The organism is Halorubrum sp. SP9, from assembly GCF_005435015.1.
In the GTDB taxonomy this organism is placed as follows: domain Archaea; phylum Halobacteriota; class Halobacteria; order Halobacteriales; family Haloferacaceae; genus Halorubrum; species Halorubrum sodomense.
Genome location: NZ_SGXU01000002.1, coordinates 153,058 through 170,698 on the forward strand (window position 1 = coordinate 153,058; position 17,641 = coordinate 170,698).

General features: G+C 72.0%; 18 protein-coding genes. 5 read left to right on the top strand and 13 right to left on the bottom strand.

From position 1 onward, the window contains the following. Positions 1-177 carry a hypothetical protein gene (locus EXE45_RS20270; RefSeq protein WP_167603291.1) on the bottom strand — a complete coding sequence of 59 codons (177 nt, stop codon included), beginning with the start codon at positions 175-177 and terminating at the stop codon, positions 1-3. A gap of 97 nt (positions 178-274) precedes the next feature. Between EXE45_RS20270 and EXE45_RS02560 the strand changes: the two genes are divergently transcribed. Beyond that, complete coding sequence (locus tag EXE45_RS02560) at positions 275-475, top strand: hypothetical protein (RefSeq protein WP_092920013.1); 201 nt, start codon at positions 275-277, stop codon at positions 473-475. A 105-nt stretch (positions 476-580) separates the two neighbouring features. After that, a complete protein-coding gene (locus EXE45_RS02565; protein ID WP_137693431.1) occupies positions 581-3,004 on the top strand; it encodes a cation-translocating P-type ATPase in 2,424 nt (807 codons plus the stop codon). Between the two features lie 13 nt (positions 3,005-3,017). On the opposite strand, the gene EXE45_RS21660 is transcribed toward EXE45_RS02565, so the two are convergent. From EXE45_RS21660 to EXE45_RS02590, 6 genes are all read right to left on the bottom strand, one after another. Next, on the bottom strand, positions 3,018-3,143 hold the full coding sequence (locus EXE45_RS21660; protein ID WP_274595464.1) for a hypothetical protein: 126 nt from the start codon (positions 3,141-3,143) through the stop codon (positions 3,018-3,020). Next, positions 3,113-3,397 carry a hypothetical protein gene (locus EXE45_RS21195; protein ID WP_241989414.1) on the bottom strand — a complete coding sequence of 95 codons (285 nt, stop codon included), beginning with the start codon at positions 3,395-3,397 and terminating at the stop codon, positions 3,113-3,115. The genes EXE45_RS21660 and EXE45_RS21195 overlap by 31 nt, the downstream gene beginning before the upstream one ends. Before the next feature lie 321 nt (positions 3,398-3,718). After that, a complete protein-coding gene (locus EXE45_RS02575) occupies positions 3,719-3,961 on the bottom strand; it encodes a SelT/SelW/SelH family protein (protein WP_092920011.1) in 243 nt (80 codons plus the stop codon). Positions 3,962-4,041: 80 nt separating this feature from the next. Beyond that, entirely contained in the window at positions 4,042-5,445 is a 1,404-nt protein-coding gene (locus EXE45_RS02580) for a heme o synthase (protein ID WP_137693432.1), read from the bottom strand. Between the two features lie 96 nt (positions 5,446-5,541). After that, positions 5,542-5,994, bottom strand: coding sequence for an adenylyltransferase/cytidyltransferase family protein (locus EXE45_RS02585; RefSeq protein WP_092920009.1), 453 nt, complete (start codon positions 5,992-5,994; stop codon positions 5,542-5,544). Continuing rightward, the gene (locus tag EXE45_RS02590) at positions 5,991-6,506 is read right to left on the bottom strand and encodes a Mov34/MPN/PAD-1 family protein (protein ID WP_137693433.1); all 516 of its coding nucleotides are present in this window, start codon (positions 6,504-6,506) and stop codon (positions 5,991-5,993) included. Before EXE45_RS02590 ends, EXE45_RS02585 begins: the two co-directional genes overlap by 4 nt. A gap of 139 nt (positions 6,507-6,645) precedes the next feature. Between EXE45_RS02590 and EXE45_RS02595 the strand changes: the two genes are divergently transcribed. Then, on the top strand, positions 6,646-8,619 hold the full coding sequence (locus EXE45_RS02595; RefSeq protein WP_137693434.1) for a DHH family phosphoesterase: 1,974 nt from the start codon (positions 6,646-6,648) through the stop codon (positions 8,617-8,619). 36 nt (positions 8,620-8,655) lie between these two features. Here the strand turns inward: EXE45_RS02595 and EXE45_RS02600 are convergent, their stop codons facing one another. After that, positions 8,656-10,332, bottom strand: a complete 1,677-nt coding sequence (locus EXE45_RS02600; RefSeq protein WP_137693470.1) for a phospholipase D-like domain-containing protein — start codon at positions 10,330-10,332, stop codon at positions 8,656-8,658. Between the two features lie 130 nt (positions 10,333-10,462). Continuing rightward, on the bottom strand, positions 10,463-11,932 hold the full coding sequence (locus EXE45_RS02605; protein WP_137693435.1) for a HEAT repeat domain-containing protein: 1,470 nt from the start codon (positions 11,930-11,932) through the stop codon (positions 10,463-10,465). A 268-nt stretch (positions 11,933-12,200) separates the two neighbouring features. On the opposite strand from EXE45_RS02605, the gene EXE45_RS02610 reads away from it, so the two are divergent. Beyond that, entirely contained in the window at positions 12,201-13,667 is a 1,467-nt protein-coding gene (locus tag EXE45_RS02610) for an MATE family efflux transporter (RefSeq protein WP_137693436.1), read from the top strand. 16 nt (positions 13,668-13,683) lie between these two features. Here EXE45_RS02610 and EXE45_RS02615 read toward each other — a convergent pair whose 3' ends face one another. Together EXE45_RS02615 and EXE45_RS02620 are read right to left on the bottom strand one after the other, a co-directional pair. Next, positions 13,684-14,253 (bottom strand): cysteine hydrolase family protein, encoded by a 570-nt coding sequence (locus tag EXE45_RS02615; RefSeq protein ID WP_137693437.1) that lies wholly within the window; start codon positions 14,251-14,253, stop codon positions 13,684-13,686. Further along, entirely contained in the window at positions 14,246-15,106 is an 861-nt protein-coding gene (locus EXE45_RS02620; protein WP_092920003.1) for a YqcI/YcgG family protein, read from the bottom strand. The genes EXE45_RS02615 and EXE45_RS02620 overlap by 8 nt, the downstream gene beginning before the upstream one ends. A gap of 142 nt (positions 15,107-15,248) precedes the next feature. Here EXE45_RS02620 and EXE45_RS02625 point away from each other — a divergent pair, with 142 nt between their 5' ends. Continuing rightward, a complete protein-coding gene (locus EXE45_RS02625) occupies positions 15,249-15,680 on the top strand; it encodes a DUF1810 domain-containing protein (protein ID WP_092920002.1) in 432 nt (143 codons plus the stop codon). A gap of 44 nt (positions 15,681-15,724) precedes the next feature. On the opposite strand, the gene EXE45_RS02630 is transcribed toward EXE45_RS02625, so the two are convergent. Further along, positions 15,725-17,209, bottom strand: coding sequence for a sodium:solute symporter (locus EXE45_RS02630; RefSeq protein WP_092920001.1), 1,485 nt, complete (start codon positions 17,207-17,209; stop codon positions 15,725-15,727). Further along, a complete protein-coding gene (locus EXE45_RS02635; protein ID WP_241988305.1) occupies positions 17,206-17,505 on the bottom strand; it encodes a hypothetical protein in 300 nt (99 codons plus the stop codon). The genes EXE45_RS02630 and EXE45_RS02635 overlap by 4 nt, the downstream gene beginning before the upstream one ends. Between the last annotated feature and the right edge of the window lie 136 nt (positions 17,506-17,641).

The window sequence follows — 17,641 nt, forward strand, 5'->3', positions numbered from 1 at the left end:
TCACCCCACCACGACGAGATCTCGTCCCAGGAACTCTACGAAGTAGATGTACACCCATGCGAGCACTAGAATCACGAAGTAGATCCCGATGAGCGTGAGCGTACCGATCGGGTCGAACTCCTCCCCGTCGCCGCCCACGTCGTCCGTGTCGGCGCGTGCGGTCTCGCTTCGAGCCATACCCCGGATTACGACCCTCGTAATATATACGATCGACTCGTTCCCAGCTCGTGAGAACTTTGCCGTTATCTATGACTACCAGAAGCGTAGCGACTCTATGCGATTCTCGTTACAACAGGCCGTCCTCTTGGTCCTTGGCGGGCTCGTTCCCGCGGCGGTGTTCATCGCCGACCGCGCGGAGTTCGTCGTCGCGGTCACGCTGGTGAACGTCCTGCTCATCTGGGCGAGCCTCCGGATCGCGACCGGCGGAAGCCTACCGGGATTCGGGGGCGACACGACCGAACCGGATCAGGCGTAACCGGTCGGGACGCACCGCGAGGCGACGGACGGGCCGAGGGCACGCCGCCCAGCGGCCGACGGTCCGGGAACGCGCCGCTCGGCGGAACGACGGACACCATCACGCATGTCAGGCTGTACCCTCTGTGACCTCCCGACCGGGGACGACCCGCACACGGCCCCCGACGTCGACGGCGAGTTCTGCTGCCGCGGCTGCCTGACGGTCGCGCGCTCGCTCGACGACGTCGAGGATCTCGACGACCTCGACGAGCGGGGCCCGGACGCGACGCCGGACGAGGAGTTCGACGGCGAGACGACGTTCCTCCACGTCGACGGGATGCACTGCGCGACCTGCGAGTCCTTCCTGGAGATGACGGCCGGCGAGCAGGACGGCGTCGCGGCCGCCGAGGCGAGCTACGCCACCGATACGATCCGGGTCGACTACGACCCAGACGCCGTGAGCGCCGACGAGCTCCCGGACCGGCTCTCTGTCGCGGGCTACTCGGCGAGCGACCGCGCGGACCCGGCCGACGACGGCGACGACGCCGTGGTCCGGTTCCTGATCGGCGGCGGCTTCTTCGGGATGATGGCGATGCTGTGGTACGTCGTCTTCCTGTACCCGACCTACTTCGGCTACGAGCCGATCATCGAGCTGGGCGGGGTCTCGGGCACCTACCTCTTCGCGCAGATCTGGCTGTTCGCCTCCATCGTGCTGTTTTACACCGGCTATCCGATCCTGCGCGGCGCGTACGTGAGCCTCCGGGCGCGACAGCCCAACATGGACCTCCTCGTGTCGCTCGCGGCGACGAGCTCGTACGCGTACAGCACGCTCGCGCTGCTCGTCGGTCGGACCGACCTCTACTTCGACGTGACCATCGCCGTGATCTTGGTCGTCACTGCCGGCAACCACTACGAGTCGATAATTAAGTGCCGGGCGACGGGCATGCTCGCCGACCTGACGACGACCGAGGACCGCACCGTGCGCACCGAGGCGGGCGAGCCACTCGACGCCGACGCGGTCGACCCGGGCGACCGCCTGCTCGTGCGCCCCGGCGAGCGCGTGCCGTTCGACGGGACCGTCGCCGAGGGGACCGCCGCGGTCGACGAGGCCCTGGTCACGGGCGAGTCGCTCCCGGCGACGAAACGCGAGGGCGACCCGGTCCGCGGGGGCACCGTCGTCACCGACTCGCCCGTCGTGATCGAGGTCGGCGAGGACGCGGCGAACACCCTCGACACCCTCGTGCGCCTGCTGTGGGAGATCCAGAGCTCGCGGTCCGGAATCCAGCGGCTCGTCGACCGGCTGGCGACGGTGTTCGTCCCCCTCGTCGTGGCGGTCGCGACCGTCGGCGCCGCCGCCACCCTCGCCCTCGGCTCGGCGCCGATCGACGCCGCCTTGGTCGGACTGACCGTGCTGATCGTCTCGTGTCCGTGCGCGCTCGGGCTGGCGACCCCGCTCGCGGTCGCCGCCGGGATCCGCGACGCGGCGGAGCGGGGCATCGTCGTCGTCTCCGACGCCGTCTTCGAGGCGGCAGCCGACGTCGACACCGTCGTCCTCGACAAGACCGGGACGCTCACCGACGGCGAGATGCGGCTGCTCGACGCGACCGCCGAGGCGGGGACCCCGGTCGACCGGGTCCGGAGTCGCGCGGCCGCCGTCGAGCGCGCCTCGATCCATCCGGTCGCCGAGGCGATCGTCTCCGGCGTGCTGGGAGACGAGACGGGCCGAAACGAGGAACGGGCCGCGGCCGACGGCGGGGCCGCGACCGCCGGGGATCCGACCGCCGACGTGACCGACGCCCTCGACGGCCCCGCCGCGACCGACGTCGACGTCCTCGACCGCGGGGTCTCCGGCGTCGTCGACGGCGATGAGGTCCTCGTCGGCCACCCCGACTGCTTCGACGAGCGCGGCTGGCCGGCCGCGGATCGGCTCCGCGAGGCGGGGACGGCCGCCCGCGACCGCGGGAACGTCCCCGTCTACGTCGGCTGGGACGGTCGCGTGCGAGGGGTCCTCGCCGTCGGTGACGAGGTGCGCGAGGGGTGGGAGGCGGTCGTCGCCGAACTCGACGCGGACGGGCGGCGCGTGGTCGTCCTCACCGGCGACGCGCCAGCGGCCGCGACGCGGTTCGCGGACCACCCCGCGATCGACGAGGTGTTCGCGGAGGTGCCGCCGGAGGCGAAGGCCGAAACCGTCAGACGCCTCCGCGCCGACGGCTCGGTCGCGATGGTGGGCGACGGGAGCAACGACGCGCCCGCGCTCGCCGCGGCCGACCTCGGCGTCTCGATCGCCTCCGGGACGGACCTCGCGGCGGACGCCGCGGACGCGGTCCTACTGGAAGACCGCCTCTCCGCGGTCCCGGAGCTGTTCGCCGTCACGCGCGGGACGAACCGGCGGCTGAAGCAGAACCTCGGCTGGGCGTTCGTCTACAACGCCGTCGCGATCCCGTTGGCGCTCTCGGGCGTCCTCAATCCCCTGCTGGCCGCGCTCGCGATGGCGTCGAGCAGCCTCCTCGTGGTGACGAACTCCGCGCGGGCGGTGTTCGACCCGGACTGAGGCCCCGGGCCGGTCAGTTCCCGCCCTGTCCGGTGCCGCCCTCGCTCCGACCGCTCTCCGGGGGGAGGAGCCGGCGCGCCAGCGCGGCGAGGCGCTTGTACGCGAGGTTCACGTACAGCCCGCTGAGGAGGACGAGCACGGCGCGAGCGGCACGTCGTCGACGCCCTGTCCGAGGACGAGGTTCGAAAGCAGGTAGACCCCGACGCCGAGCGGTAGCGGGGCCGGCAGCCGGAGGTTGTACCGGAGGAGCCTGCCGACCGAGGCGTCGAACCGCTCGATCAGGGCGGTGGAGACGAATCCCAGCCCGCCGAGCAGGTGAACAGGGCGACGAACGGGGGGGACGATCCCGGGACCGAGGCCCTCGACCCCCGCGTACGGCGCGTCGACGGCCACGGACGCCGCGGCCGTGAGCGCGGCGGTGAGGAGGACGGCGACGGCGACGACGGCGGTTCCGAGCCGGGACCGATACCGAGTCCGCGCGAGCTACGGTCGGTCGTCCGCGCCGGACGCGGGGTCACCCGCCAGCGTCGGATCGTCGGTCCCGGAGGTCGGGTGCTCGGCGGGAGGTTCGTCGCGCGCCCACTCCGATGCGTCCGACGTCGCCGGGGCGGTTCGCGGCCGAGCGACAGTTAGCTTGCGCCTCGTGAACTATCCGCAAGGAATTTCGAGGCGTTGCGTCGACGAGAAGAGCGACGCCGAGACCGCGGTCGGATGTTACGCGGTCGCGCCGACGTGCGGCTTGACCGCGCGGACGATGGCGTCGACGTCGTACTCGTCTTCCTCCTTGTCGAAGACGACCTCGCCGTCGGCGCGGACGATGAACACGCCCGCGTCGCCGGTCACCAGGGCGACCTCGTCGACGCTCTCGCCGAACTGTTTGAGGATCGCCTCTGAGACGTCCTGAGCGCGGTTCAACATGCCACACGGGACGCAGTACTCGATTTCGACGCGTGTCATACTCGACGGTAGTACGCCAACCGGATTAAAGGGGAGGGTCGCGGTCGGCCCCGGATCGTCCGAGCGAGCCGCCGACCGCCTCAGACCACCAGCGCGTCGAAGACGACCGCGAACAGCAGCAGGCCGAGGTAGGCGTTCGAGGCGTGGAACGCGCGGAACGCCGCCCCCTCGGTCTGCTCGTAGTGGAGCCGGACGACCGCCCAGAGGAAGACCCCTCCGACGGCCACTCCGACGACGGCGTACAGCGCGCCGAGCGGGTCGGCGGCCGCGGCGAGCGCGACCGCGGCGACGAGCGTCGCGCCGAGGTACCAGAGGATGTGACGGCGCGTCGCGGTCTCGCCGCGGACGACGGGCATCATCGGGAAGCCGCCGCGCTCGTAGTCATCCTTGTACGCCAACGCGAGGTTGTAGAAGTGCGCCGGCGTCCACAGGAAGATCACCGCGGCGAGCAGCAGCCCGCCGCCGCCGACCTCGCCCGTGACCGCGGCCCAACCGATGAGCGCCGGGAGCGCGCCGGCCGCGCCGCCGATGACGGTGTTCTGGACCGTGTTGGGCTTCAACACAAGGGTGTACACGACGCTGTAGAACGCGATGGCGACCAGCCCGAGCGCGGCCGTCAGGGGGTTCACCGTCCAGAACAGCGCGAGGGAGGCGACCGCGAGCAGGCCGCCGAACGCGAGGGCGTTCGTGACCGGGACCAGGTCCGTCGCCAGCGGGCGGTCACTGGTGCGTTGCATCCGCTTGTCGACGTCGCGTTCGAGGACGTGGTTGAACGTCCCGGAGGCGCCGATGGAGAGCGCGCCGCCGGCGAGCGTCGCGGCCACGACCCGGGGCGTGAACCCGGACCCGCCCGCGAGCGCCATCGCGGCCGCGGCGACGAGGCAGAGCAGCCACATCAGCCGCGGCTTCATCAGTCGGAAGTACGCCGCCGCGGTCGCCTTCAGCCGGGGGAGCGTCGCGGAAGGGATCTCCGGCTCCGGCGCGTCCTCGATCGGCGGAAGGTCGTCGGTACCGGGTTCGAAGTCGTCGGGCGCGTCGTCCGGCACGCCGGTCTCGCTCTCCAGCCACCAGGCGAGCGCCGCGAGGACGGCGCCGAAGATGCCGACGCCGAGGAGGAGGTGAACCGACTCGAGCGCGGCCGGCAGCCCGTCGACCGCGACGAGAGCCCCGACGCCCGCTTGGGCCGGGTAGACGACGAGCGCGAGCGCGAGCGCGGCGCGAACCCGACGGTCGGCACCGTTCCGCCACGCGAGCGCGGCGGAGAGGGCGACGAGGAGCCCGACGGCGACCGCGAGCACGCGGTGGCCGAGGGCGATCCAGCCCTCGGTCGCCGTCGGGAGCGCGGCGCCGTCCCCGCAGGCGGGCCAGCCGCCACAGGCGGTCGCCGCCTCCGTGAGGGAGGTGGTCGCACCGACGACGACGAGGAGGTACACGCCCATCGCGGCCGCGGCCAACACCGCGGGGAACTTATCGGGGATATTCACTCACCTCGATTTGGGAGTCAGCCCATTTAGATGCCGCGCTTCCGCCCCCGGGCGAGTTCGGGCGCGTGGCGGTCGACCGGGTCCTCCGGCGGCGAGTCACGAGGGCGTCGCGTCCGACTCGTCGCCGCGCTCGCGGAGGATCCGGTCGACGATGTCGCCGCTGGAGAGCAGTTCGTCCTCGTAGTTCGGCTCCCGGCCCGAGGCGCGCTCGACGCGGCAGTCGATCTCGCGGGCGTCGAGGGCGGCCGCGATGTCGGCCTCGTCGTGGTGCTGGTCGAACCCCAACACGATCACGTCGGGGTCGAGCCGCTCGATGGGGACGAACACGTCCTCGGGGTCCCCGAGGTGCGCCTCGTCGACCGCGTCGAGGGCGTCGACCATGTCGCGCCGCTGGCGGGCGCACAGCACCGGCGCGGGCTTGTGCGTGACGTTGGGGCGGCGGGCGACGATCGCGTGGAGCTCGTCGCCGTACGTCGCCGCGTCCTCCAGGTAGTGGACGTGGCCGGGGTGAAGCAGGTCGAAGGTCCCCTGCGCGACGACCCGCGTCATCTGAACCACGAGAGGAAGCCGCCGGAGTCGCGGTCGTCCAGCTCGCGGTCGATGTCCGCCTGGGTGAAATCGAAGAAGTGCTCGTCGGGCACCGCCACGTCGAGCACGTCGAGGGTGGTCTGGGCCCCCTCGTTGTCGAACGCCTTCCAGTCGCCCCACCCGTAGGGAGCGCCCACGATGATGTGCACCTTCCCCTGTCCGAAGGTGGCGAGGTCGGCGTCGCTCGGGCGCAGCGCGCCGTTCGGGTGCGAGTGGACCGACCCGACCGCGCGCATGTCGTTCGGCTTCATGTTGGTGCGGACGGTGGCGCTCGTCGGGCTCGACTCCGTCCCCGGGATGACGAGCACGTCGGTGATCACCTGACCCTCCCGGTCGAGGTCCAGCTTCCGGGCGTCGTCCGCGCGGAGGAACCCCATGTACTCGTTGGGGTGCGTCTCCTCGCTCGCCTCGAGCACGAACTCTAGGGTCTCTCGGGCGATGCCGAGGAGCTCGTCCGAGCGGAACAGTCGCATGAACGAGACAAGTCGCCGTCGCCTCATAGGGGTTCCGGACCGCGGGACGCGGATGGGTCTCTCGGCCGTCGACGATCGAGTCCGGTGCCGTGAGCCCCGAGAGAACAGGCTTAACACCGGCCGTTCCCGAGACGTGTCCATGAGCGAAAACACCGCCGGAGATTCCGGCACGCGGGGCGATTCGAGCCCCGAACTCGACGCCGACGCGGCGGAGGGGACGGCCGAGGACGAGCGAGCGGAGAGCGCGACCGGCGACCGCCCGACCGTCTACGACCTGGCGCCGGACTGCACCCTCGAAGACGCAGAAGTCGACGCCCTGTACCACGCGGAGGTCAACGGCGTCGTCGACTACGGCGTGTTCGTCGACCTCTCCGACGCCGTGAGCGGCCTGGTCCACGAGTCGAACCTCGACGGCGAGTACGCGGTCGGCGACCGGCTGATCGTCCGGCTCACCGAGGTGAAGGAGAACGGCGACGTGGCGTTCGACGACGTCGACCCCGACGACTACCGCACCGAAGTCGTCGCCCACGAACCGACCGTCTCGCGGGTCCGGGGGCTCACCCCGGGCGACGAGGTCACGGTCGAGGGGGAGGTCGTCCAAGCGAAACAGACGGGCGGCCCGACGGTGTTCGCCGTCGCGGACGCCTCCGGCGTCCTCTCCTGTGCCGCCTTCGAGTCCGCCGGCGTCCGGGCGTACCCCGAGGTCGAGGTCGGCGACATGGTCCACGCCTCGGGGACGATCGAGAGCCGCGAGGAGGCGCTCCAGCTCGAGGTCGACTCGCTGAAGCGGCTCTCCGACGAGCGCGCCGGCGACGCCCGCGAGCGCTACGAGACGGCCCTCGACGAGCGCGCCGAGCCCGCCGACGTCGACCCGCTCGTCGAGTGGGAGGCGTTCGAGCCGATCCACGAGGACCTCCGCGAGCTCGCGCGACTCCTCCGCCGGACCGTCCTCGCCGGCCGCCCGATCCGCGTCCGGCACCACGCCGACGGCGACGGGATGTGCGCCGCGATCCCGGTCCAGCTCGCCGTCGAGAACCTGATCGAGGAGGTCCACGGGGACCCGGACGCGGCGCGCCACCTGTTCAAGCGGCTCCCGAGCAAGGCGCCCTACTACGAGATGGAGGACGTCACCCGCGACCTCAACTTCGCGCTCGAAGGCCGGGCCCGCCACGGGCAGAAGCTCCCCTTCCTGCTGATGCTCGACAACGGGTCGACCGAGGAGGACGTGCCGGCCTACGAGAACCTCGCGCACTACGACATCCCCATCGCGGCCGTCGACCACCACCACCCCGACCCCGAGGCGGTCGAGCCGCTGCTCGACGCCCACGTTAATCCCTACCTCCACGGCGAGGACTACCGGGTCACGACGGGGATGATGTGCGTCGAGCTCGCCCGCCTGATCGACCCGTCGCTCACCGAGGAGCTCGAACACGTGCCGGCGGTCGCCGGCCTCTCCGACCGCTCGAAGGCGGAGGCGATGGACGACTACGTCGCGCTCGCCGCGGGCGCGGGGTACGACGAGTCCGACCTCCTCGACATCGGCGAGGCGCTCGACTACGCCGCCCACTGGCTCCGCTACTCCGAGGGGAAGACGCTGGTCAACGACGCCCTGAACGTGGGCTGCGACGACGAACAGCGTCACGAGGAGCTCGTGGAGTTCCTCTCGGAGCGCGCCGAACGCGACGTGGATCGCCAGCTCGACGCCGTCGACGACCACGTCGAACACGAGCGGCTCGCCTCCGGCGCGCACCTCTACCGGATCGACCTAGACGAGTACGCCCACCGGTTCACCTACCCCGCGCCGGGGAAGACGACCGGCGAGCTCCACGACGCGCGGGTGAAGGAGACGGGCGACCCGGTCATCACCATCGGCTACGGGCCCGACTTCTGCGTGCTCCGCTCCGATGGGGTCCGGCTCGATATCCCGAACATGGTGACCGAGCTGAACGAGGAGCTGCCCGAGGCCGGCGTCTCCGGCGGCGGCCACCTCGTCGTCGGCTCGATCAAGTTCGTGAAGGGCCGCCGGAGCGAGGTCATCGAGGCGCTCGTCGAGAAGATGGCCGGCGCCGAGATCGACGAGGCGCTCTCGTCGACCATCGCGCTCGACGACTGAGCCGGCGGCCGCGACCGCCGACAGTCGACGTCGTTTTCAGCCGAACTCGACTCCGCGCCGAGCGACGGCACCGGCCCCCGCGAGGGCGACGCCGAACCCGGCGACGAGCGTGATCGGGAGGTGAACGCCGCCGCCGCGCCAGTCGGCGGCGTACGCGCGGGCGTAGAAGTCCGCGACGGACTCGTTCTCTATCGCGATCAGGACCTCCCGATTGTTCGTCGTCGCGCTCGGGTTCCAGTTGAGGCTGCCGACGATCGCCGTGTCGTCGACGACGAGTCCCTTCGCGTGGACCTTCCCGTACCGACCGCGCGGCGCCGCGAGGTCGACCGCGATCGGTTCGTTCGCGAGCGCCGCCGAGAGGTTCCGGTTCTCCTCGCGGTCGTACCACGCGTTCGAGAGGAGCAGGTGAACGTCGACGCCGCGGTCGGCCGCACGTCGGAGCGCGCGCACGATCCGACCGTCGGGACCGCCGACGCGCGGCACGACCGCGAGCACCCGCTCGTCGGCCGCGTCGATCCGCGCGACGATCCGGTCGGCCGCGTTGCCGGGCGCGGTCAGGACGGTCACGTTCGCCGCCGCCGGCTCCCTCGGAGCCTCGAACCGGGTCGGGAACGAGCCGTTCGCCCGCCCGCCGTCGTAGAACTCGGTATCGGCGCGAAAATCGCGCCACCGCCGCGCGTCGTGCGCCCGAAAGTCGGCGAGGAACAGCGCGGCGAGGTCGTCCGCGACGGTCGCGTTGCGCTCGGAGGCGGTGCCCCCCTCGGTCCCGGTGCTCCCCTCGATACCGGTGTCGCCTTCGACGAGCGCTCCCCACCCGCGGTTGCTCCGCCCGCCCGTGCCGGACGGCTTCCAGTTCTCCGTGAGGACGACGGCGTCGTCGTCCGCGACCGCGTACTTGGGGTGGTGGAACCGGAACCGTTCGACCTCGCCGTCGAGGATCCGGACCTCGACGCCGGCGGCCGTCAGCCGGTCGATCAGTTTCGCGCTCCGCGACGAGAATCCGCCGACCGGCGAGCCCTCCAGCAGCACCCGAACGCGCACCCCGCGGTCGGCCGCGGCGGCGAGCGCCTCGACGACCCGCTCCGACGCCAGCGTGTAGCCGGCGACGAACAGGCGGTCGTCGGCGGTTCGGAACGGTTCGACGGGCATCCCGGGACTGTCCGGGAGGACGAACGGCGTGACGGCGGCGCCCGGCGTTCGACGTGGCGACCGGGGCTCGTACCCTCGCGGCCGCCACTCCCCCCACGCGGCCCGCCAGCGGTCCCCCTCGCTGGCGCGGTCGTAGGCGGCGACGTCGACCGCGGCTCCGTCACGACGGAGTTCGATCCGTTCGCCCGAGGCCGAGAGGGGAAAATAGTCGTTCAGGCGACGGATCTCCGGGGTGTCGGGACCCGTCGCCTCGGTATCCCCCGCGGAGCCGCCGAGGATCGACGCGGTCCGGTTCGGCGCCATCGACAGCGTCACGGTTCCGCTCGCGTTCGCCGGGATGTCGGCGTCGTAGTAGCCGTCGGAGAGCGACCAGTTCCCGCGCTCCGGGAGGGAGACGACGAGGTACTCGCCGCGGTCCTCCTCCGTCGCCGGGTTCGGGTACAGCTCGACGATCCGCGGCTCACGGGCGGCGTCGGACGCGTTCGTCGGCGTCGGTTCACCCCCGTCGAGAGGGGCGGCAGCCGCCGTGGAACAGCAGGCGACGCTCGTCACCGCGACGAGCAGGACGAGCGTCGCGACGCGAGACGGGCGTTTCGGAGGACGGAGCGACACGGGGGACCTGTCGCCGGTATCTGATAAAAGGGTTCGCGACCGGGACGATTACTCGGACCCGAGACGGACAGTCGCGGGCGATTCAGGCCGTCGCCGCGGGCTCGGTCTCGTCGTCGAGCGCGTCCAGCGCCTTCTCGCCCTCGGTCGAGACGACGAACGAGCGCTCGTCGGCGTACTCGGCGACCGCTTCGAGCGCCTCGCGGGTGCCGATCTGCCGCAGCGCCCAGCCGGCGGCCGCGCGGACGTCGTCGGACGGGTGCGCTTCGAGCGCGTCGGCGAGCGGCTTGACGGCGCGGGTGTCGCCGATCAGCCCGAGCGCGCGGGCGGCGTGGGGACGGACCAGCTCGTCGGTGTCGCCGTCGGGGTCGAGCCGGTCCGCGAGCGGCTGGACCGCCTCGGGCGCGCCGATCTCGCCGAGGGCTTTGAACGTCGCCTTCTGGAGCTGCGGGTTCGAGTCCTCGCCGACGTACTCGATCAGGGTGTCGGTCGCCTCCGCGGCCGCCATCTTCCCGAGTATCCGGATCGCGGGCCGGTCGCGCTTCTCGGCGCGGCCGAGGACCTCCTCGACGGAGTCGTCCGTCTTGCCGCGCTTGCCCATCCGCTCGAACGCCTCCAGGCAGTGGCGCTCCATGAACTCGGACTGGAGCGAGTCGAGCGCGAGCAGGATCATGTCGACGTTCCCCCGCGCCTCGTGCTCCTTCAGCGCGGCCCACTCCACCGGGAAGTCCTTGTAGTGGCCGAGCACGTCGTAGTACTCCTGCGCCCGGAGCTGCTCGTGGGTCTCGAGGTCGTCCCACTCCTCGGCGTCGTCGAGGGCGGCCTCCAGGTCGCCGGTCGCCTCCAGCAGCGCGGCGATCACGTCCGCGTCGTCGTCCGCGTCGAAGCCGGCGTCTGCGACCGCCGCGGCGACGGCGTCGAGCGCCGCGGTGAGCCGATCGACGGGTATCGGCCCGGGGGCGTCGTCGGTCTCCTCGCCGTCCGCGACCTCGTCTAAGAGCGCCTCGGGGTCCTCCTCGGCCCCGTCGATCGCGTCGGGCGCCACGTCGATCGCGTCAGGGGCCGCGTCGTCGATCGCGTCGGCGGCCTCGGCGACGAACGACGCGACGGCGGCCGCGACGTCGTCGTGCCCGGCGTCGGTCCACTCCGTGTCCTCGACCGTCCCGGCGGCCGCCTCGACCGCGTCGACGACGTCTTCTCCGTAGGGGCCGCGGGCGTCTTCGACCCCCTCGCGGAGCTCCGCGACGCGGGCTTCGAGGTCGCCGCGGGGGTCGTCGGCGTCCTCGTCGTCCTCGTCCGGCTCGGGGAGGTCCGCCTCCTCGATCCCGGTCTCCGCGTCGTCTAAGAGCGCCTCGACGTCGTCGAGGTCGGCCTCCGTCTCGGCGGCCTCGAGGCGGCCGGCGATCTCGTCGAGGTACTCGGTCAGGGACTCCTCGGTCGCGTCATCGGGGAGCGTCGGGGCGGCCGTCTCCGCCGACTCGCCGGCGTCCCCGCCGTCGTCCGCGGCGTCGGCCTCCTCGGAGGCGTCGGCCGGGTCGTCGTCGCCGTTGCTCATATATCACAGAGTCCGTGTGTAGTCCATTAAGAGGTTTCCCTTCGCGGGCGGCAAGCGGCCTGTGCGCGGAACCGGGCCGGCGCCGAGCGCGCGGAACCGGGACGGTGTGCGCGGCGGACAGACCGCCTGCGACCGGAGACCGACCGCCGCCGCGGGACGGTCGGACCGCCGGTGAGCCGGGACGAACCGACGGCGGACCCTCCGGTTCGAGTGTCGTGTTCACGACCAGCACTCTTTTATTATCTCCTTCTAATACCGAAACGATCCGATGTGGGACGTCGACCGAGAGGCGGTCACCGACGGGCCGGTCGGGCGCGTGTTGCTCGTCCTCGCCGCGCCGCTCGTCGCGCAGAACGTCGTGTACGTCGCCAACGCGCTGATCGACACGTTCTGGCTCGGGCGGGTCGGCGAGGACGCGGTCGCCGCCGTCGGCCTCAGCCTCCCGATCCAGTCGCTGCTCGGCGCGACGGTCGTGATCGGCGCGGTCGGCACCCAGATCCTCGTCGCGCAGCGCGCCGGCGACGACGACGAGGCGGGCGCGCGCCGCGTCGCGGTCAACGGCGCGCTCGTCGCGCTCGCGGTCACCGCTGCGGTCGCGGTTCCGGTTGTCGTCTACGCCGAGGAGGTGGTAACGCTGCTCGGGGCGGACCCGGCGCTCGCCGGGACGACGGCGACGTACCTCGCGATCGTGGTCGCCGTCCTCCCCGTCGGCGCCGTCGGCGACACCGTCGAGAACTGCTTCACGGCGTACGGCGACACCCGCGCGGTGTTCCACGTGAGCCTCGTGGGCGTCCTCGTCAACCTCGTGGCCGCGCCGGTGCTCATCTTCGGGGTCGGGCCGGCCCCGGAACTCGGCGTCGCCGGCGCCGCGATCGGCACCGCGCTCGCCGGCGTCGCCGGACTCCTGTGGATCCTCGGGTACGCCGCGGGGATCGGCCGCGACACGTTCCGGCTCACCCGCCGGGCGTTCGCGTTCGATCCCGCGACCGTCCGCGAGGTCGTCTCCGTCGGCCTCCCGCTCGGCGGCCAGCGCGGCGTGAGCGAGCTGGTCAGGGTCCTCGTCGTCGGCCTCGTCGCGATCGCCGGCGGGACGGCGGGCGTCGCGGCGTACACGGTCGGCGCGCGGGTCGCGACGCTGGCGATCGTCCCGGCGCTCGGGATACAGCAGGCCGCCCAGTCGATGATCGGGCAGAACGTCGGCGCGGACGCTCCCGCGCGCGCCCGCCGGACGACCACCGTCGGCACCGCGATGGTCGTCGCGGGGTTCCTCGCGCTCGGCGCCGTCCAGTTCCTGTTCGCCGGGGGAATCGCGGACCTGCTCGCCCCGGACCTCACCGCGGCGGGACGCGACCTCGCGGTCACGTACCTCCGGATCCTCGGCGCCTCGTACTGGGCGCTCGGCGGGACCTACACCCTGTTAGCCGCGTTCAACGGCGCCTCCCGCACCCGCACCTCGTTCGCCGCCGACCTGATCAAGTACTGGGCGGTCCGGTTCCCGATCGCGCTCGCGGCCGTTCCCGCCGCGACGACGTTCGGCGCCTTCGGCGTCACGGTGACGCCGGGGCTGGGCTGGGGCGTCGCGGCCGTCTTCTGGGCGGTCGCGGCCTCGAACGTCCTCGGCTTCCTCGGCCTCGGCGCGTACTTCCTGTACGCGACGCGGCGCGGGATGTTCGCGAACGCCGCCGAGCGCGCGAGCGGCGGCGAAGCGGTCGCCGGGACGGCCGACGACGACTAACCGCGGGCGCCTCGGCTCAGGCCTCCGCCAGCAGCTCCGCGCTCTCGACGACCGTCGCGAACTCGCCGCGCAGGTGCGCGAGCGCGACGCGGTGAGAGGTCTCGGGGTCGATCCGCTCGCCGTCCGGCGCCTCGCGGGCGTGAGTCGCGGTCGCGTCGGCGACCACGCGGACGTCGTAGCCGCGGTTCTCGGCCTCGCGCGTCGTCGTCGAGACGCAGTGGTCCGTGGTGAGCCCGCAGACGACGAGCGACTCGTGGCCCGCCTCGCGGAGCCACTCGTCGAGCCCTGAGTCGAGGAAGGCGCCGTTGACCGACTTCTCGAACGTCGGTTCCCCGTCGGCGGGGGCCGTCTCGGGCTTCCACGCGAAGCCGGGGGCGTCGGGGCGGAGCGGCGAGTCCGGCTCCGTCGATGCGTGTCGCACGTGCGCGACGGGGCGGCCGGTGGCGCGCCAGCGGTCGAGGAGGGCGGCCGCGACCGCCTCGGCGTCGGGGTTGTTGCGCTCGCCCCAGCCCGGCTCGTCGAAGCCGGTCTGGAAGTCGACGAGGAGGAGGACGGCGTCGTCGGGGAGCGCGATCGGCTCAGTCATCCGCGCTCTCCGCGACCGGCGGGTCGCTCCGGTCTCCGCCCGCGAACCGACGCCACGCGCCGGGTTCCAGCAGGGACTCGCGCGCCCGCGGGTGATCTCGCGCGGGGTCGAGCGGGCAGGCGTCGGGGCTCGCCTCGTCGTCCTCGCGGAAGAGGTACTGCGTCCACTCGCGGTCGCCCTCGGCGCCCCAGTCTCCGAGGTCGGCGTGGGGACAGACCCCGTCGTACTCGCCCATCCGGTCGCGGATCGCCTCGCGGGCGCGCTCGCCGGCCTCGGTGTCGGCCGTGATCCCCTCGAAGACGGCGCGGGGCTGGAAGGTGACCTCCAGCCCGACCGGCGAGTACCGGCTCTTCCGCTCGTCGTAGAAGGGCGCCCGCGACGTGGGGAACAGCGGTTCGCCGCCGAAGCAGAACTCCCAGCGCGGCGTGTCCGGGTCGGTCGGGATGTCGTCGGGCCACGGCTCCGGGTCGTGGACGTGGAGGAACTCCAGCACGTGCCAGAGCCGCTCGTGGTAGTGCGCCTCGCCCCGGTCCCCGGCCGGCGGCCTGAAGAACACCGCGAGCGGCGCGCGGTCGGCGTGGTCCGCGTAGGTGTCGAGGTACTCCAAGAGGACGTCGCGCAGCCGCAACAGCGCGGCTGGGTCCGTCGTCGACTCGCAGGCCGCGTAGAGGAGGTCGCCCTCGCGCTCGGCCTCGATGCCGAAGTAGCAGGGGAACGGCGACCCGTCGCGCTCGCCGAGCATCGACTCCCGGAAGGTTCGGTAGTGCTCGCGGAGCCACGGCGGCGCGTCGTCGAGCCGACCGCGGAGCGTCTCCTGGTCCAGCAGCACGCCCTCGGTTCCGGGCTCGTTCATGCGCGTTATCGGGGCGAGACGGTCTTTTGGCTTTCGCCGGGTTCGGCGCGGTGGGAACCGGCGCGGTCGAGTTCGAGACACGGAGACCCGGCGGTCCGGTACCCGGATTTATTTCGGCTCGGCGGGAACGTCGTCCGACGAGATGTCCGACGGCGACCCCCACGGCCTCGACCGCTTCGTCGAAGCGCAGGCCGGCGTGATCGAGTCGGCCAAAGAGGAGCTGCGATCGGGACGGAAGCGCGGCCACTGGATGTGGTACGTGTTCCCGCAGGTCGAGGGGTTGGGGAGCAGCCGGACCTCCCGGCGCTACGCGATCGGGTCCCGCGAGGAGGCGAGCGCGTACCTCGCACACTCGACGCTGGGGCCGCGGCTACGGGAGTGTACGGAGATCGTCAACGCCCTGGAGGGACGGACAGCGCACGAAGTGTTTGGGTCGCCGGACGACCTGAAGTTCCGGTCGTCGATGACGCTGTTCGACTCTGTCGCGGACGAGTCCGAACCGTTCGGGACGGCGCTGGAGCGGTACTACGACGAGCCCGACCCGAAGACGCTCCGGTTCCTGCGCGACAACTGAGGTCGGAGCCGATCCCCGACGGTGGCAGCCGTGTGAGCCCGGACTCAGTCCCCGGCCACCGCGAACCGCGAGGCGTCGCTCTCCTCGCTCGGCGCGGTCACGAGCGACACGCCCACCGTGAGCGCCCCGGACAGGACCATCAGCCCGAGCGCCACGTCCCAGCCGCCGGCGACGGTACGGGGCAGCGTCGGAACGGCGCCGACGACCGCCGACAGCACCACCGCGAGGTAGATCGCCTGCGGGACCGCGACGCCCGCGATCATCCCGGTGCGCGTCGTCCGGGGCCAGTAGAGCGCGCAGATCACGGGGAGCGCGAGCAGCGCGAACCCGGAGAATGCGGTGCCACCGACCTCGATCAGCGTTCCCGGCCGGAAGAGGCTCGCGACGAACGCCAGCGCCGCGAACGCCCCGACGCCGATCCGCGCGATCCACGCCTCGCGGCGCTCGGAGGCCTCCGCGTCGATCAGCGGGCGGTAGAGGTCCCGGGTGAAGTACGACGACCCCGAGAGCAGCATCGAATCAGAGGAGGACATCATCGCGGCCATCGCGCCGGCGACGACGACCGCGGCGAGCCACGTCGGCGCGTACTCGTTCAACACGACCGGGAGCACGTTCGCGTTCTCCGGGACGGTCAGCGGGGTGCCCGCCGCCCACGCGCCGAGCATGAACGCGGGGACGAAGAGGAGCAGCACCAGCACGGGCCATAACGCGAACGACCGCTTCAGCGTCGCCGCCGACTTCGCGACGAAGAACCGCTGGTTGATCTGCGGGAACATCGTCACCCCGAACGCGATGGTGATCGCGGTCGAGATGATGAACCCGGGCGTGTACGTCCCGCCGCCGAAGCCCCCGAACTCGGGCCGGGCCGCCAGCATCCCCTCGGTCGCGGCGCCGACGCCGCCGAGCGCCGAGACGACCCACGCGGCCGCGAGCCAGACGACGGAGAGCATGAACAGCCCCTGAAGCGTGTCGGTCCACGCCACGCCGCGGAGCCCCGCGACGGCGACGTAGAGGATCATGAACGCCGTGATGAGCGCCGCGCCGCCCCAGTAGGGAACCGCGCCGTTCGTGAGCCCCACGAGCGCCTCGCCGGCGCCCATCTGCTGGAGCATCACGTACGGGAACAGCCACAGGAGGCTCACGCCCGCGACGAGCGCGCGCAGCCCGGTCGAGCCGAACCGGTCGCCGAGCATCTCGCCGAGCGTCACGTAGCCGTTGCGGGCGCCGATCAGCCACTGCTTGTAGCCGATCACGTACCACAGCACGGCGAACAGGACGCCGTCTAACGTCCCCATCACGATCAGCCACTCGGGGCCCGCGCGGTACGCGAGGTTCGGGCCGCCGAAGAAGGTGAACGCCGACAGCAGCGTCGCGAACGTCGTGAAGAGCAGCACGAGCGTCCCGATCGACCGGCTCGCGAGGTAGTAGTCCTCGGCGGTCGTCTCCGAGACGCGGTACGCGACCAGCCCGAGCGCGAGCGCGACGACGAGGTACCCGACGACGACGCCGAGCGAGAGGCCGAGCGTCATCGGCGCTCCACCTCCCGGTCGGCGGCCTCGGCGGCGGCGGCCCGGTCCGTGATCTCCTCCGCGGTTCCGGCGGCGCCAGCGGTCGGGCGCTGCCCCATCCCGCGCTCCCACGCGCCGCTCCGGACGAACAGCGCGAACAGGGCCGCGCACAGCCCGAGCCACGCCACGTGCCACCAGATCCAGACCGGGAGCCCCGCGACGACGCGGTCGATGCCCCACAGCGGCCACGGCACGGCGAACGCCACGAGTATCGCGAACGTCGGTATCCACACGAGATCGCTCCGTGAGCGCGTCATGTGAGATAATAATGTGTCTATAAACACTAAGAACTGTTGGACGGGTTCGGATATGCGTATCGAAAAAAATTATTCTTCAACAATCGCGGCCGGAGGGGCGTGGCGATAACTACTTTCCGCGAGGAGCGCAACCACA